We start from the raw sequence: 13856 nt of genomic DNA, 5'->3' as shown, positions 1-13856 counted from the left end.
GCGATCGGGTACAAGGTCCCGAACGACGTGCACAATCCCGGTGACGCAGCCAGCCCGTCACCCTGAAAGAGCCGGGGAACTCCAATCTCCGGCGGTCCAAGGCGGGGTCTCAGAGCAATCAGCCGCGGACTCTCCCAAAGGCTGGAGGGAACTTGGGGCTCACGTCATTCGTTAAGGTCTATTGATTGTCGGAAATTGCGAATGCGTTAAGAGTTTCAAATCGTAAGTTTTTCTTGATCAGGCCTAAGCGGAACCGCTGCACGTCGCCCCGACCGGCACGACGCGCCCCGGCCCGTCGGGCCAGGGCGCGCGCCATCACCTCACCACCACGTTGGTGAAGTCCTGCATCCAGCTCTGCGCCATCACGAAGCCCTTCACATTGGGCGCGAAGGCGCGGGGGTTGAGGTCGTGGACGATCCAGCACCAGGGGCTGTCCTCGACCAGGATCTCATGCGCGTCGGCGAGCAGGGCCTCCATCTCCGACACCTCGAAGGTCTGCGCCACCTTGTCGAGGATCGCGTCGAAATCCGGGTTCTTCCAGTGCGCCCAGTTCGAGGAGACGGGCGTCGCCGCCTCCGAGTGGAACCAGCGGAACCAGACCGAGGGGTCGGTCCAGCTCAACGAGATGTTCATGGCATGACAGCCGAGCGCCGCGGCGTTGTCGGGCGGCTGGCGGAAGGCGACCAGCATCGTGCCCCACTCGACCACCTCGAAGTCCACTTTCACCCCGATCTGCGCCAGGTTCTGCTGGAGATACTCGTTCATCGGGATCGGCACCATCTGGCCGGAGCCGGAGGTGGAGATCATCACCTTGAAATTCAGAGGGTTGTCGGGGCCGTAGCCGGCCTCGGCCAGCAAGGCCTTCGCCTTGTCGGGGTCGTGGCCGTAGACGAAGAGCGGCGACCCGAATTGCGCGTCGTCTTCCACCACGAAGCCTTTCGCCGGCAGCGCCGTGTCGTTGAGGAAAGCGACCAGCCCGTCGCGGTCGATGGCCCAGTTGATCGCCTGGCGCACGCGCTTGTCGGCGAAGGGAGAGCCCTCGAGCGTATTGTAAACCCAGGGCCAGATATGCGGGTAGATCTTGAGCTTCACGTCGAAGCCCGCGTCCTTCAGGCCGGGAACGGTCTCCGGCGGCGGCACCTCGATCCAGTCCACCTGGCCCGAACGCAGGGCGGCGAGGCGGGTCGTCGCCTCGGGCATCGGGAAGAGGGTGACCTTCGCCACCTTGGGCACGCGGTCCGGGTTCCAGTGCTCCTTGTAGGCGGCGAGCTCGGCGCTGACCCGGGGCGTGACTTTGGTGATGCGGAACGGGCCGGTGCCGGCGGGCCGCTTGCCGAACGCGTTCCAGTCCGAGCCGACCTCCTCGTAGCGCGCCTTGCTGACCATCGGCAGCCAGGCGATCAGCATCGGGAAATAGGAGGTGACCTTCTTGGTCTCCAGCTGGATCGTGTGGTCGTCGACCTTGGTCCAGGACTTGAGCTGCGGCACCCGCGCCTGCGCGATGGCCGAGGCGCCCGGATCGTAGTGCGGCGCGTCAGGATTGTAGAGCCGGTCGAAGTTCCACAGCGCCACGTCGGCGTCGAACGCCACGCCATCATGGAACAGCGCGCCCTCGCGCAGCTTGAAGGTCCAGACGGTCTTCGTGGCGTCGTCCACGCTCCATTCCGTGGCGAGCCCCGGACGGAAGCCGGCGCGCTTGTCGGCGGCGTCGGCCAGGTCCCAGTCCACCAGCGGCTCGAACACCGGATAGCCGAGGAACCGCATCCCCTCGGCGCCGTTGTTGGGCATGCCGGTGGTGGTCGGCACGTCCGCCGAGGTCATGGCGATGCGCAGGTGCCCGGTTTCGGCGAAGGCCCGGCTCGATAGGCCGGACAGCAGCGCCGCGCCCGCGATCGAGGCGCCGGTCGAGGAAAGGAAAGTGCGTCTGTCCATCATGGCGAGTTCTCCCGTAGCCGACGGCGATGACGGACTTGAGAGAAGATATGAATCGCGTTGCGGCGCAACAATTAAAACAAAGCACGATAAATGGCGCCTTAAGGACGATTCGCTTCAGGTTGCTTGCAAGAATTTATGATGCGTTCAAGAATTATGCAGTTCACGATTTGTCTGTTTTAAATTCAGGCACTCCGGAAAATAAGGATCATCATGGGAAAAATATTATTGGTATGGACCAATATCAAGTTTAACCTACGGCGAATCCACTCGCCCCCGTCAGAAGGAACCACGCGATGAGCGAAGCCGGCCTCCGCGACATTTCCGACCTCCCCAGCCTCATCGCCAAAGGCGAGATCTCGCCGGTCGAAGCGGTCGAGATCAGCCTCTCGCGAATCGCCGCGCTGGACCCCGCGCTGAAATTCTTCGTGCGGGTGGAGGCCGAAACCGCCCGCGCCGAGGCCCGCGCCGCCGAAGCCGAAATCAGGAAGTCCGGCCCCCGCAGCCCGCTGCATGGCGTGCCGATCGCGGTGAAGGACATCGTCGACATGGCGGGGCTGCCCACCACCAACGGCTCGCGGTTGACCTATGACGACGTGGCCGCCGAGGACGCGGTGGTGGTGCGCAAGCTGAAGGCCGCCGGCGCGATCATCGTCGGCAAGACCGAGACCCATGAATTCGCCATCGGCGGTCCCGACTTCGCGCTGCCCAACGGGCCGGCGCGCAACCCGTGGAACACCGACCATTATCCGGGCGGCTCCTCCAGCGGGTCGGGGGCGGCGGTGGCTTCGGGCGCGGTCTGGGGCGCCATCGGCACCGACACCGGCGGCTCGATCCGCATTCCCGCCGCCTATTGCGGGCTGGCGGGCATGAAGGGCACTTACGGCCGCGTCAGCCGGCGCGGTGTCTCGCCGCTGGCCTACAGCCTCGACCATATCGGGCCGATGACCTGGACGGTCGCCGGCAACGCCCAGATGCTGGAGGCGATCGCCAGCTATGATCCGCGCGACCCCGCAAGCGCCGACGTGCCGGTGGGCGCCTACGCGGCCGCCGCGACCGGCGACGTGACGGGGGCGACGATCGGCCTGATCCGCTTCCATGAGGAGACGAACGCCTACGACCCCTCCGCCGCCGCGGCCTTCGAGGCCGCCGCCGCCGCGCTGAAGGATGCGGGCGCCGAGCTGGTCGAGCTGACGCTGCCGCCGCTGATGGACTTCATCCACTGCAACCGCATCATCCTGTCGTCCGAAGCCTACGCGGTGCATGAGGCCGACTTTCAGAAACGCCCCGAGCTTTTCGGTCCCTACACGCGGGCCCGGATCATGCCCGGCGCGCTGATGAGCGCCGCCGACTATATCCAGGCGCTGCGTCGCAAGCGGGAGCTGACCGCGGCGCTGGCCGCCCAGATGGCGGGCGTGGATGCGGCGCTGGTCGCAGGCTCCGCCGGGCCTGCGCCGCGCATCGACGGGGTGCCGGCGAACGCGTTCTACGCGGGCCCCCCCTCGATCACCGCGCCGTTCAACGCCACCGGCGCCCCGGCGCTGTCGGTTCCCGCCGGGTTCCACGCCTCCGGCCTGCCGCTCTCGGTGCAGATCGTGGCGAAACCCTTCGACGAGGCGTCGGCCTACCGGGTCGGCGTGGCGGTCGAGGCGGCGCTGGCCGAGCGCGGCCGCCGCCCGATGCTCGCCCAGCCCGGCCTCGCCGCCTGATCTCACGTCCCCCAGCAAAAGGAGAGCCCAATGCACAAGATCCAGATCGGCCAGCACGCCATCGACCGCGCCATGGTCCGCCGCGGCCGCGTCCAGGTGTATGACAGCATCGATCCCGCGAAGACCGCGCTGATCGTGGTGGACATGCAGAACACCTTCGTCGCCCCCGGCTACGCCGCCGAGATCGGCCATGCCCGCGACATCGTCCCCAACATCAACAAGCTTGCCGCAGCCCTGCGCGCCGCCGGCGGCAAGGTCGTGTGGATCCGCAACACCATATCGGAGGAGACCGCGACCGACTGGTCGACCTGGGCCGACAACTTCATGACGCCCGAACTGAAGGCGCGGATGTTCACCCAGATGGCCCGCGGCCATGAGGGCCATGAGCTCTGGCCCCTGCTCGAGCCCACCGAAGAGGACGCCCAGATCGAGAAGCGCCGGTTCAGCGCGCTGGTGCAGGGATCGTCGGAGCTGGAGCCCTGGCTGCGGGAACGCGGCCTCGACACGCTGCTGATCACCGGGACGGCGACGCATGTGTGCTGCGAGTCCACCGCGCGCGACGCGATGATGCTGAACTTCAAGACCCTGTTCATCTCCGACGCCAACGCGGCGCCGACCGACGAGGATCACAACGCCACCCTGACGGCGCTCTTCCAGTCGTTCTGCGACGTGCAGTCGACCGACCAGGCCATCGCCTGTTTTGGAGGCGAGGCCAAGGCGTTGGCGGCCGAATAAGCCCGCGCCCAAGACAAGCGACGGCCGGCGCATCCCTGCGCCGGCCGTTTTCGTATGCGCCCGATCAGGCGACATTCGCCATCGGCTCGAGCACCGGCCGGGCCGAGGCCCAGTCCGTCGCCTTCTCGTAGGCATGGGAAGCGGCGAGCACGAGATCATCCTCGAACGGCCGGCCGACCAGCTGGAACGACAGCGGCAGGCCGGAGGCCGACACACCCGCCCGCGTGGCGATCGCCGGGCCGCCGGTGACGTTGAACGGCATGGTCAGCAGGGGCTTGGCGAAGGTGTACATCATCGACATCTCGTCCAGCCGCGGGGCGGGCGACGGGGTCGCCGCGGTGAACATCAGGTCCACGCTTTCGAAGGCCGCCGCGCTTTCGGCCACCAGCTCGCGCCTGCGCCGCAGCGCCTGCACGTAATCCGCCGCCGAGATCAGCGAGGCCAGCCGCAGCCGCTGGCGCAGGATCATCCCGAAGCCCTCGGGCCACGCATGCAGCACGTCCTCATGCACCGCGACGCCCTCGGACATCAGGATCAGGCTGCACACGGCGCAGTAATCGCGCAGCGGCGAGAGCTTCACCTCGACGATCTCGGCGCCGAGGCCGCGATAGACCTCGAGCGCCGCCTCAAGCGCCGCGACCGTCTCGGGCGTCGCTTCGGCCTCCTCCCAGAAATGGCGCAGCACGCCGATCCTCACCCCGGCGAGATCCCGGTTCAGGAGGCTCGCATAGGGCTTCGCGGGCACGTCGGCCGACCCGGGGTCGAGGGGGTCGTATCCCGCCATCGCCTCCAGCATCAGCGCGCAATCCTCGCTGGTCCAGGCCATCGGGCCGGCATGGTCGAGCGAATAGGAAAGCGGCATCACCCCGCGCCGGCTGACCAGGCCGTAGGTCGGCTTGATCCCGACGAGGCCCGAAAACGCCGCCGGCAGCCGGATCGAGCCGCCGGTGTCCGACCCGAACCCGCCCAGCGCCAGACCGGCCGTGATCGCCGCCGCGGTGCCGCTGGAGGAGCCGCCGGTGAAGTGATCGGTGTTCCACGGGTTGCGCGCAGGGGGCCAGGGCAGGTCGAAGCTCGGCCCTCCGAAGGCGAATTCGTGGGTGGCGAGCTTGCCGAGGCAGACCGCCCCCGCCGCCTTCATCTTGGCCACCGTCACCGCGTCTTCGGTGGGCACGTTGTGTTCCAGCGACCGGGAATGGCCGGTGGTGCGCACGCCCGCCGTCTCGTAGATGTCCTTGTAGGCGATGGGCACGCCATGCAGCGGGCCGCGCCTGCGGCCCGCCTTGATCTCCGCATCGGCCGCCGCCGCCTCCTGGCGGGCGGCGTCGGCGGTGACCAGCAGGTAGGAATTCAGCCGCCCGTCATAGGCCGCGATCCGGGCCAGCAGCATCTCGGTCAGCTCGGCGGAGGTGACCTCCCCCGCCTCCAGCTGCCGCGACGCGCCCGCCAGCGTCGGGAAAGCGTTGTCGCCGAGCATCCCTCAGCCCTCCGGATGCGGCAGCGTGAAGATATGCGCGGGCTCGGCCTCGCGGCCGCGCGGCGTGCGCACCCGCGCGGCCATCTCCTTCACGTAGCCGTAGGCCACGCGAAGCTCTTCGGCCTCCGCCTCGGGCACGGTCAGGCCGGCGCGGTCGAGCAGGACGGCGAAGTTCTCTTTGCTGATGGCGTCTTCGGACATGGTCCGTCTCCTTCTGGGTCAAGGGTTGGGGGGCGGTCAGGCGGCGACGAGCTCAAGTTCCGGCCGCATGCCGCGATAGGCGGTGGCGCGTTCGAAGGCGTCGCCGGCGCGCAGTACGGTCGCCTCGTCGAAGGGCTTGCCCACGATCTGCAGGCCGAAGGGCAGGCCCGCGGCGCTGAAGCCGTTGCAGACCGAAATCGCCGGGCTGCCGGTCAGGTTGAAGGCCTGGGTGTAGATCGGACGGGTCAGCAGGGCATGGGTCTCGCCGCCCTCGATCTCCGGCGCGGCCGAGGGGATGGTCGGCAGGATCGCGAGGTCGAAATCCGCCATCGCCCCCGCGAAGGCCGCGGTCAGCTCCCGCCGGCGGCGCAGCGCCTGCACGTAGTCGGCGGCGGTGAAGAACGCGCCCATCATCATGCGCTGGCGGGCGAATTTGCCGTAGAGCTCGGGCGTCGCCTTCAGCGTCGCCTCGTGGATCGCGAACGCCTCGGACCGCGAGATGACGGTGCAGGCGGCGAGGTAGTCGCGCATCGGCGGGATGGCCGGCAGCTCGGTCACTTCCGCTCCCAGCGCGCGCAGGGCCCGGATCGACTCTTCCATCGAGGCGATCACGTCGTCGTCGGCCGGACTCTCGGTCTCGTAGAAGCTGCGCAGCACGCCGATCTTCAGGCCCTTGGCGTCGCCGTTCAGGGCGGCGCGGTAGTCGGGCACCGCGACTTTGGCCGAGGCGGGGTCGCGCGGATCGTAGCCGGCCAGCGCCTGCAGCATGATCGCGCAATCCTCGCTGTTCCAGGCCATCGGCCCGGCATGGTCGAGGCTGAAGGCCAGCGGCATCACGCCCGCGCGGCTGACCCGCCCGTAGGTGGCCTTGATCCCGGCGATGCCGCAGCGCGCGGCGGGGAAGCGAATGGAGCCGCCGGTGTCGGACCCCATGCCGCCGAGGATCATCCCCGTGGCGACCGCGGTCCCGGTGCCCGAGGACGAGCCGCCCGGGCACATCTCCGCGTCCCAGGGGTTGCGCGCGGGGGGCCAGGGCAGGTCGAAGCTGGGCCCGCCGATGGCGAATTCCCAGGTGGCGAGCTTGCCGACATTGATCGCGCCCGACGCGGCCAACATCGACGCCGTGGTGGCGTCGGTCTCGGGCACATAGTCGGCGGTCAGCGCGGAATGGCCGGTGGTGGCGATCCCGGCGGTCTCGTAGATGTCCTTGAGGCCGATGGGGATCCCGTGCAGCGGCCCGCGGTAGTTGCCGGCGGCGATCTCGGCCTCCGCCTCGCGGGCGCCGGCGAGGGCCGCGTCCTTGAGCACGGCGATGAAGGCGTTGTAGCGACCGTCGAGCTGCTCGATCCGGCGCAGGCATTCCTCCATCAGCTCGACCGGGGACAGACGCCGCGTCTCGATCAGCTTCGCGGCTTCGGCGATGGTCAGGGGCGTTTCGTTGGGCAGCATCTCGGGTCTCCTGTTGCGGGCGGGGGCGGGAGGGCGGCGGGAAGGCCGGCCCGGCGCGCGGCGCGCGTCTCGAGGCGGGCGAAGGCGATGGCCGATCCGGCGATGATCGCCGAGCCGAGGCAGGTCCAGAGATCCGGCGTCTCGTGGAAGAAGACGACGCCGAAGATCGCGATGAAGACGAGCCGCCCGAAATCGAAAGGCATGACGGAGGACGTGTCCGCCACTTCCAGGGCCCGGGTCAGCAGCACCCGACCCAGCGTGCCCAGCACCCCCATCGCGAGCGCCGCGGGCAGCAGGGAGGCGGGCGGCGCGGTCATCACCGGCAGGGCGGTCAGCAGGGTCAGGGGCGTCATCACCACCGCTGTGTTGACCATGACCGAGGCGGTGCTTTCGCGCGCCAGCAGCATCTTGGTGGTCAGATACATCGCGGCCATCCCCAGCGCCGCCAGCATGGCGATGCCGGTCCCGAGCTCGATCGAGGCCAAGCCGGGCCGCAGGATCACCAGCGTTCCGGCGAAGCCGACGCCGAGCGCGATCCAGCGGGCGCGCGACACCTTTTCGCCCAGGAACAGCGCCGCGGCGGCGGCGGCGAACAGCGGCGCGGTGAAACTCAGCGCGGTGGCCTTGGCGAGTTCGATCTCGGCCAGCGACCACATCCAGGCCATCAGCGTGGCGGCCCCGATCACGCCGCGGATCAGGTGCAGCTTCGGCGCCTTCATGCGCAGCACGCCCCAGCCCTCGCGCCGGAGCCAGGGCCAGACGGTCAGCAGGCCCACGAGGTTGAGGATGAAGCCGGAGACGAAAGGGTGGATCTCCGGGCTCAGGGTGCGGACCATGGCGTTGGAGCCGGCGAGGAAGAAGGTGGAGGCGACCATGAGCGCCGCGCCCTCCGCCGTCGCCCCTGCGCCGCCGCGCGGGCCCGATCCGTCGCCGAGGCCGATGGCGCGGGCGAGCACGCCGCCACGGCGTGAAATGGGTCGGGTCCCGGTCATGGCCGCGTCACCGCTTCGGCCGCGCCGACCGCGAGGGTCAGCGCAACCCCCATGCCCAGCGCGAAGACGAGGTTGGGGCTGTAGATCACCCGAAGCAGCGGCACGCCGAAGGTGCGTGCGGCCACCGCAACGGCAAGCGACGAGACCGAGAGCATCGCCGTGACCGACCATCCGAAGAGGATCAGCGTGAACACCGCCAGATCGCTCAGCGCCCCGTCCAGGCCCGCGGCCAGCGCCACGATGATGGTGCCGGTCACCATCGCGTGCAGCCCGGCCAGCGCGCAGGCGAGCACGACCAGCACCATCGCCGCCATGATCTCCACCGCCGGCAGGTCGGCGAGCCCCGCATGGGCCAGCGCGTCCGAAAACAGCGGATTGGCGTTCAGCGCGAAGCCCATGACGATGGACCCGGTGAACAGCAGCATCTCGCCGCCCATCCGGCCGAGGTCGACCATGAACCGCCCGCCGGCGGCCCGCGCGCGTTCGGGCGCCCGCCACAGCAGCCAGCCGGCGCAAAGCGGCGGCATCAGCAGGATGATCAGGTGCAGGGTGCTCAGCCCGGTCGCGGCGTTCGCCAGCGTCAGCACCCCGGACGCGGCGGCCACCGGCACGATCACCGGCCGCGCGGCGGTCAGCGCCTCGGTCAGGCCTCGCGCGCCCCGGCCCCGCATCGACGCGGCCAGCCCCAGGCTCGCCGCCGCCGCGCCGCAGGCCATCGCCTGCCATAGAGGGACCGAGGGCAAATGCGTCGCGGCGAAGCCCATGCCGACGGTGAACGGCGTCCACAGGATCGCGAGGCAAAGGCCCCGCAGGCTGCCCAGCGCGATCCCCCGACGCTCGACCGGGTCCATCACCCCGGCGAAGGCGGGTCCGACGATGGCGAAGGTCCCCAGCGTCAGCACGGCGCCCGAGAAATGCGACAGCATCATCACCGCGTCGGACCGCGCCGCTGGCGTGCCCGCCGACATCCGCCGCCCGATGCCCGCCGTCTGCGGATCGCTTTCGAAGGCCAGCCGCACCAGGGCGATGGCCGGAAGGAAGCCCATGAACATCAGGGCGAAGTCCAGCCCTTCGGGCAGCGACGACCAGGGCGAGCCCGTGGCCAGCAGCACCGCGCAGGTCACGCCGCAGGCCGCCGCGATCCGCCGCGCCACCACCGGCGCGGTGTCGAAGGCGGCGGCGAGGTAGAGCGGCAGCGCCACAAGCGCGGCCACCCGAAGCTCGGGGATCGGCGCCAGGATATGCTGCACGTTCTGCACCCACAGGAGCGCTCCCAATCCGCTGGCGACCTTCGCGCGCGTCATCGTCCCTCGGGGACCAGGACGCAGCGCGCCATGTGCTCGGAGGATGGCCGGCGCGGCGCCGGCTGGGCGTCGAGGCAGCGCTGCTCGACCTTCGCGCAGCGCGGCGCGAAGGCGCAGCCCGGCGGCAGCGAGGCCAGGTCCGGCGGCGCGCCGGGGATGGTGGTCAGGATGTCGCCCTTGCGCTGGTGGTGGACGGTCGAGGCCAGAAGGCCTTGCGTGTAGGGGTGACGCGGGCTCTCGATCAGCGGGATCACGGGCGCCTCCTCCACGAAGCGGCCCGCATACATCACGCCGACGCGGTCCGAGATCTCGGCCGCCACGCCGATGTCGTGGGTGACGAAGATCACCGCCATGTCCAGCTCCTCCTGCAGGCGGCGCAGCAGCAGCAGGATCTGGATCTGCACGGTGACGTCGAGCGCGGTGGTCGGCTCGTCGGCCAGCAGCACCGCCGGCCGGCAGGCGAGCGCCAGCGCGATCATCGCCCGCTGGCGCATGCCCCCCGACATCTCATGGGGGAAATTGCCCAGCCGGCTCTTGGGCGACGGGATCGCCACCAGCTCCAGCAGCTCCAGCGCCCGCGCGTCGGCCTGTGTCCGGCTGAGGCCTTCGTGGCGCATCACCGTCTCGGCGATCTGCGTGCCGATGGTGAAGACCGGGTCGAAGGCGGTCATCGGCTCCTGGAAGATCATCGCGATCTCGGCTCCGCGGACCTTGCGCAGCTCCCTGGGCGACAGATCCAGGATGTTGCGCCCCATCAGGTCGATGCGCCCCGAGGCGCGGGCATGGCCCGGCAGCAGTCCCATCAGCGACCGGAGCATGACGCTCTTGCCCGATCCGGATTCGCCCAGGATCCCCAGCACCTCGCCCTTGCGCAGGGTGAAGCTGACCCCGTTGACCGCGCGGACCGCGCCGTCGCCCTTGCCGAAGGCGACCTCGAGGTCCGTGACCTCCATCACGCCGCCCTTGATGACCGTTTCGTGCATCATGCCCGCAACTCCCGGATTTCCTTGGAATGAGGGGTCGAATGGCCGGCGGGCGGCGTGGCCGGTCCGGCCTCGGCCCCCGCGCGGCTGTGGCCGGAATCGCGGTCGGCCATGTGGCAGGCCACCGCGTGGCTGGCGGTGATCGGCGCGCCCAACGGCGAGACCGAGCCGCAAACCGGCTCGGCGAACGGGCACCTCGTGCGGAACCGGCAGCCCGAAGGCGGATTGATCGGGTTGGGCGGATCGCCGGTGATCGGCGTCTCCTCGGTCCGCCGGCGGGGATCGAGGCTCGGAACCGAGGCGAGCAGCGCCTTGGTGTAGGGATGGCGCGGTGCGCCGTAGATCTCGTCGACCGTCCCCGCCTCGACCACCCGGCCCAGATACATCACCGCCACGCGGTCGGAGATGAAGCGGACCACGTTCAGGTCATGGCTGATGAAGACATAGGTGAGGTTGTGCGCCGCCTTCAGCGCCACCAGCAGGTTGAGCACCTGCGCCTCGACCGACTTGTCGAGCGCCGACACGGCTTCGTCGAGGATCACCAGCCGCGGCTCGACCGCGAGCGCCCGGGCGATGTTCACCCGCTGCCGCTGACCGCCCGACAGCTCGTGCGGATAGCGCCGCGCGAACATCGCGGGCGAGAGCCCCACCTGGTCCAGCAGCGCCCGCGCCCGCGTCTGGGCATCGCGCGCGGAAATGCCGTTCATCCGCGGCGCGAAGGCGATGGAGTCCGAAATCGGCAGCCGCGGGTTCAGCGAGGAATAGCTGTCCTGGAACACCATCTGAACGGATTTGCGCAGATCGGCGACCGAGATGCCGTCGCGCGCGCCCACCTCCTGCCCGTCGAAGATCACCTCGCCGCCGTCCGGCTCGATCAGCATCATCAGGAGGCGGGCGAGGGTGGATTTCCCGCAGCCGGACTCGCCGACCACGCCGAGCACCTCGCCCTTCTCCACGGTCAGCGACACGCCGTCGACCGCCTGCACCGCCCCGACCCGCCGGTTGAGCACGCCCTTGCGGATCGGGAAGTGCTTTTTCAGCTGGTCGACGATCAGCATGGGCTGGCGCGGGCCGCCCCGGTCGCGGATATCGTCCGAAACGCGTTTTCCGACGTTGGACATGGGATCCTCCTTCACACCTTGATCCGCACGTCCATGGCCGCCCTCAATCCATCGGAGATGAGGTTGAAGCACATGGAGGTGGCGAAGATCAGAGCCCCGGGCAGGGCGGCGACGACCGGCTCGACATAGATGGCCTGGCGCAGCGAATTGAGCATCAGCCCCCATTCCGCGGCGGGCGGCGACACGCCGAGCCCCAGGAAGCTCAGCCCCGCCGACAGGATGATCGACAGGCTGACCAGCGAGGTCGCGTAGACCAGGATCGGCCCCAGCACGTTGGCGAGGATCTGGTGGCGGATCAGCGACATCGGTTTCGCGCCCGACGCCCGCGCCGCCTCCACGAAGTCGAGCCCTCGGACCTGGGTGGTGACGCTTTCGGAGATGCGGATGATGGGCGGGATGAACACCAGGGTCAGCGACAGCAGGGTGTTGAACAGCCCGGTGCCCAGCATGCCGCAGATGGCGATGGCGAGCAGGATCGAGGGGAAGGCGTAGAACACGTCCGTCACCCGCATGATCAGCGTGTTGACGATGCCCCCCGCGAAGCCTGCGATCACGCCAAGCGTGCCGCCGATCATGAGGGCGATGGTCACCGGCGCCACGCCGGCGATCAGCGACAGCCGCCCGCCGTAAAGCAGGCGGGAGAGCATGTCCCGCCCGGTCTCGTCGGTGCCGAGCAGGTGCCCCTCGAAGCCGATCGGCTTCAGGCGCGTCATGATGTTGCCCTGGAACGGGTCGTAGGGCGCCAGCAGCGGCGCGAAGACCGCGCTGAGCACGATCAGCAGCAGGATGCCGGCCGAGACCAGCGTGACCGGATCCTTCGACAGACGCTGGCGCACCTGCTTCCAGTATCCGGGGCTTTCCACCGGTTTCAACGCGGCCAGGTCCGCATGGGGCGGGAAGCCGGAAAAGTCCGTGACGGTCATGACGCGTCTCCTGTTTCGGCCGGATGGCGGGCGAAGGATCGGGCCCTCATCGCCGGATCCTCGGGTCGATGGCCGCCTGCGCGATGTCCACCGCGAGGTTGAGCAGCACGAAGAAGAAGGCGAGGACCACGATGGTCGCCTGCATCACCGGGATGTCGCGCCGGAAGATCGCGAGGTTCAGGAGGTTGCCCGACCCCGGCCAGTTGAACACCGTCTCCACCAGGATCGAGCCGCCCAGCAGGTAGCCGAACTGAAGGCCCATCACCGCGAGCGAGGCGGGAGCGGCGTTCTTGAGCACATGGAACACGATCTCGCGGTCGATCAGGCCCTTGGCCTGCAGGGTCCCCACGAATTCCTGGCTCAGCACCTCCAGCGTCGCCGCGCGGACGACCCGCGCCACCACGCCCATCGGGATCAGCGACAGCGTGATCACCGGCAGCACCAGCGACTTCAGGTTCTCGAGGCTGGTGGGGACGCCCTGAAAGCCCATGCCCTGTGCCGGCAGCCAGTTGAGCGTGACCGAGAAGATCACCACCATCACGATGGCGAACCAGTAATGCGGCAGGCTCACCCCGGTGATCGCCAGCGCCGAGAAGATCTTGTCGATGGCCTTTCCCTGGTGGAAGGCCGCCACCACGCCGAGCAAGATGCCGAGCCCGAAGCCCAGCAGCGCCGCCGGAATGGCCAGCACGAAGGTGTTGCCGAGCGCGCTGAACAGCTGCTCCGCCACCGGCGCGCCGTTGAAGATCGAATAGCCCAGATCTCCCTGCAGCGTCCGCCACAGCCAGCTGAGATACTGGATGTGCAGCGGCCGGTCGAAGCCGTAGGCCGCGGTCATCTGCGCGATCAGCTCCGGCGACGCCTCGGGCGGCAGCAGCAGGTCGATCGGGTTGCCGGGGATCATTTGCACCAGCCCGAAGACCAGGATCGAGACGCCGAACAGGATCGGAACGGCGTGCAGCAGGCGACGGATGCAGAAGTTGAGCATGGTCTCCACTCTCTCGCGCGATGGGGGCGGGGGGCGCGGCGC

12 protein-coding genes are annotated in these 13856 nt (G+C 69.2%); 2 read left to right on the top strand and 10 right to left on the bottom strand.

Annotation, left to right across the window (positions count from 1 at the left end; all coding sequences use genetic code 11):
* Positions 1-315 precede the first annotated feature (315 nt).
* Entirely contained in the window at positions 316-1935 is a 1620-nt protein-coding gene (locus tag ACTB72_RS16065; RefSeq protein WP_463038017.1) for an ABC transporter substrate-binding protein, read from the bottom strand.
* Between the two features lie 293 nt (positions 1936-2228).
* Here ACTB72_RS16065 and ACTB72_RS16060 point away from each other — a divergent pair, with 293 nt between their 5' ends.
* Entirely contained in the window at positions 2229-3641 is a 1413-nt protein-coding gene (locus tag ACTB72_RS16060; protein WP_463038016.1) for an amidase, read from the top strand.
* 30 nt (positions 3642-3671) lie between these two features.
* Positions 3672-4376: an isochorismatase family protein gene (locus ACTB72_RS16055; protein ID WP_463038015.1), complete on the top strand. Its 705-nt coding sequence runs from the start codon at positions 3672-3674 to the stop codon at positions 4374-4376.
* 64 nt (positions 4377-4440) lie between these two features.
* Here the strand turns inward: ACTB72_RS16055 and ACTB72_RS16050 are convergent, their stop codons facing one another.
* The 9 genes from ACTB72_RS16050 to ACTB72_RS16010 all read right to left on the bottom strand — a co-directional run.
* Complete coding sequence (locus tag ACTB72_RS16050; RefSeq protein ID WP_463038014.1) at positions 4441-5853, bottom strand: amidase; 1413 nt, start codon at positions 5851-5853, stop codon at positions 4441-4443.
* Positions 5854-5856: 3 nt separating this feature from the next.
* Positions 5857-6054 carry a hypothetical protein gene (locus ACTB72_RS16045; RefSeq protein WP_463038013.1) on the bottom strand — a complete coding sequence of 66 codons (198 nt, stop codon included), beginning with the start codon at positions 6052-6054 and terminating at the stop codon, positions 5857-5859.
* A gap of 36 nt (positions 6055-6090) precedes the next feature.
* A complete protein-coding gene (locus tag ACTB72_RS16040; protein WP_463038012.1) occupies positions 6091-7503 on the bottom strand; it encodes an amidase in 1413 nt (470 codons plus the stop codon).
* Positions 7479-8495, bottom strand: a complete 1017-nt coding sequence (locus ACTB72_RS16035) for a DMT family transporter (protein WP_463038011.1) — start codon at positions 8493-8495, stop codon at positions 7479-7481. Before ACTB72_RS16035 ends, ACTB72_RS16040 begins: the two co-directional genes overlap by 25 nt.
* Positions 8492-9799, bottom strand: a complete 1308-nt coding sequence (locus ACTB72_RS16030) for a hypothetical protein (RefSeq protein ID WP_463038010.1) — start codon at positions 9797-9799, stop codon at positions 8492-8494. Before ACTB72_RS16030 ends, ACTB72_RS16035 begins: the two co-directional genes overlap by 4 nt.
* On the bottom strand, positions 9796-10785 hold the full coding sequence (locus ACTB72_RS16025; protein ID WP_463038009.1) for an ABC transporter ATP-binding protein: 990 nt from the start codon (positions 10783-10785) through the stop codon (positions 9796-9798). Before ACTB72_RS16025 ends, ACTB72_RS16030 begins: the two co-directional genes overlap by 4 nt.
* Positions 10782-11903, bottom strand: coding sequence for an ABC transporter ATP-binding protein (locus ACTB72_RS16020; protein WP_463038008.1), 1122 nt, complete (start codon positions 11901-11903; stop codon positions 10782-10784). Before ACTB72_RS16020 ends, ACTB72_RS16025 begins: the two co-directional genes overlap by 4 nt.
* 11 nt (positions 11904-11914) lie before the next feature.
* On the bottom strand, positions 11915-12826 hold the full coding sequence (locus ACTB72_RS16015; RefSeq protein ID WP_463038007.1) for an ABC transporter permease: 912 nt from the start codon (positions 12824-12826) through the stop codon (positions 11915-11917).
* A gap of 46 nt (positions 12827-12872) precedes the next feature.
* A partial coding sequence (locus ACTB72_RS16010; protein ID WP_463038006.1) for an ABC transporter permease occupies positions 12873-13856 on the bottom strand: 984 nt, incomplete at its 5' end.

The organism is Albimonas sp., assembly GCF_055129145.1.
This window is presented reverse-complemented; position numbering and strand designations above follow the sequence as displayed.

What these genes read in the sequence shown, in the direction of transcription:
- ACTB72_RS16045 (WP_463038013.1), bottom strand. Translation starts at nt 6,054, where the DNA reads ATGTCCGAAGACGCCATCAGCAAAGAGAACTTCGCCGTCCTGCTCGAC.
- ACTB72_RS16020 (WP_463038008.1), bottom strand. Translation starts at nt 11,903, where the DNA reads ATGTCCAACGTCGGAAAACGCGTTTCGGACGATATCCGCGACCGGGGC.
- ACTB72_RS16035 (WP_463038011.1), bottom strand. Translation starts at nt 8,495, where the DNA reads ATGACCGGGACCCGACCCATTTCACGCCGTGGCGGCGTGCTCGCCCGC.
- ACTB72_RS16055 (WP_463038015.1), top strand. Translation starts at nt 3,672, where the DNA reads ATGCACAAGATCCAGATCGGCCAGCACGCCATCGACCGCGCCATGGTC.
- ACTB72_RS16065 (WP_463038017.1), bottom strand. Translation starts at nt 1,935, where the DNA reads ATGATGGACAGACGCACTTTCCTTTCCTCGACCGGCGCCTCGATCGCG.
- ACTB72_RS16015 (WP_463038007.1), bottom strand. Translation starts at nt 12,826, where the DNA reads ATGACCGTCACGGACTTTTCCGGCTTCCCGCCCCATGCGGACCTGGCC.
- ACTB72_RS16050 (WP_463038014.1), bottom strand. Translation starts at nt 5,853, where the DNA reads ATGCTCGGCGACAACGCTTTCCCGACGCTGGCGGGCGCGTCGCGGCAG.
- ACTB72_RS16030 (WP_463038010.1), bottom strand. Translation starts at nt 9,799, where the DNA reads ATGACGCGCGCGAAGGTCGCCAGCGGATTGGGAGCGCTCCTGTGGGTG.
- ACTB72_RS16040 (WP_463038012.1), bottom strand. Translation starts at nt 7,503, where the DNA reads ATGCTGCCCAACGAAACGCCCCTGACCATCGCCGAAGCCGCGAAGCTG.
- ACTB72_RS16025 (WP_463038009.1), bottom strand. Translation starts at nt 10,785, where the DNA reads ATGATGCACGAAACGGTCATCAAGGGCGGCGTGATGGAGGTCACGGAC.
- ACTB72_RS16060 (WP_463038016.1), top strand. Translation starts at nt 2,229, where the DNA reads ATGAGCGAAGCCGGCCTCCGCGACATTTCCGACCTCCCCAGCCTCATC.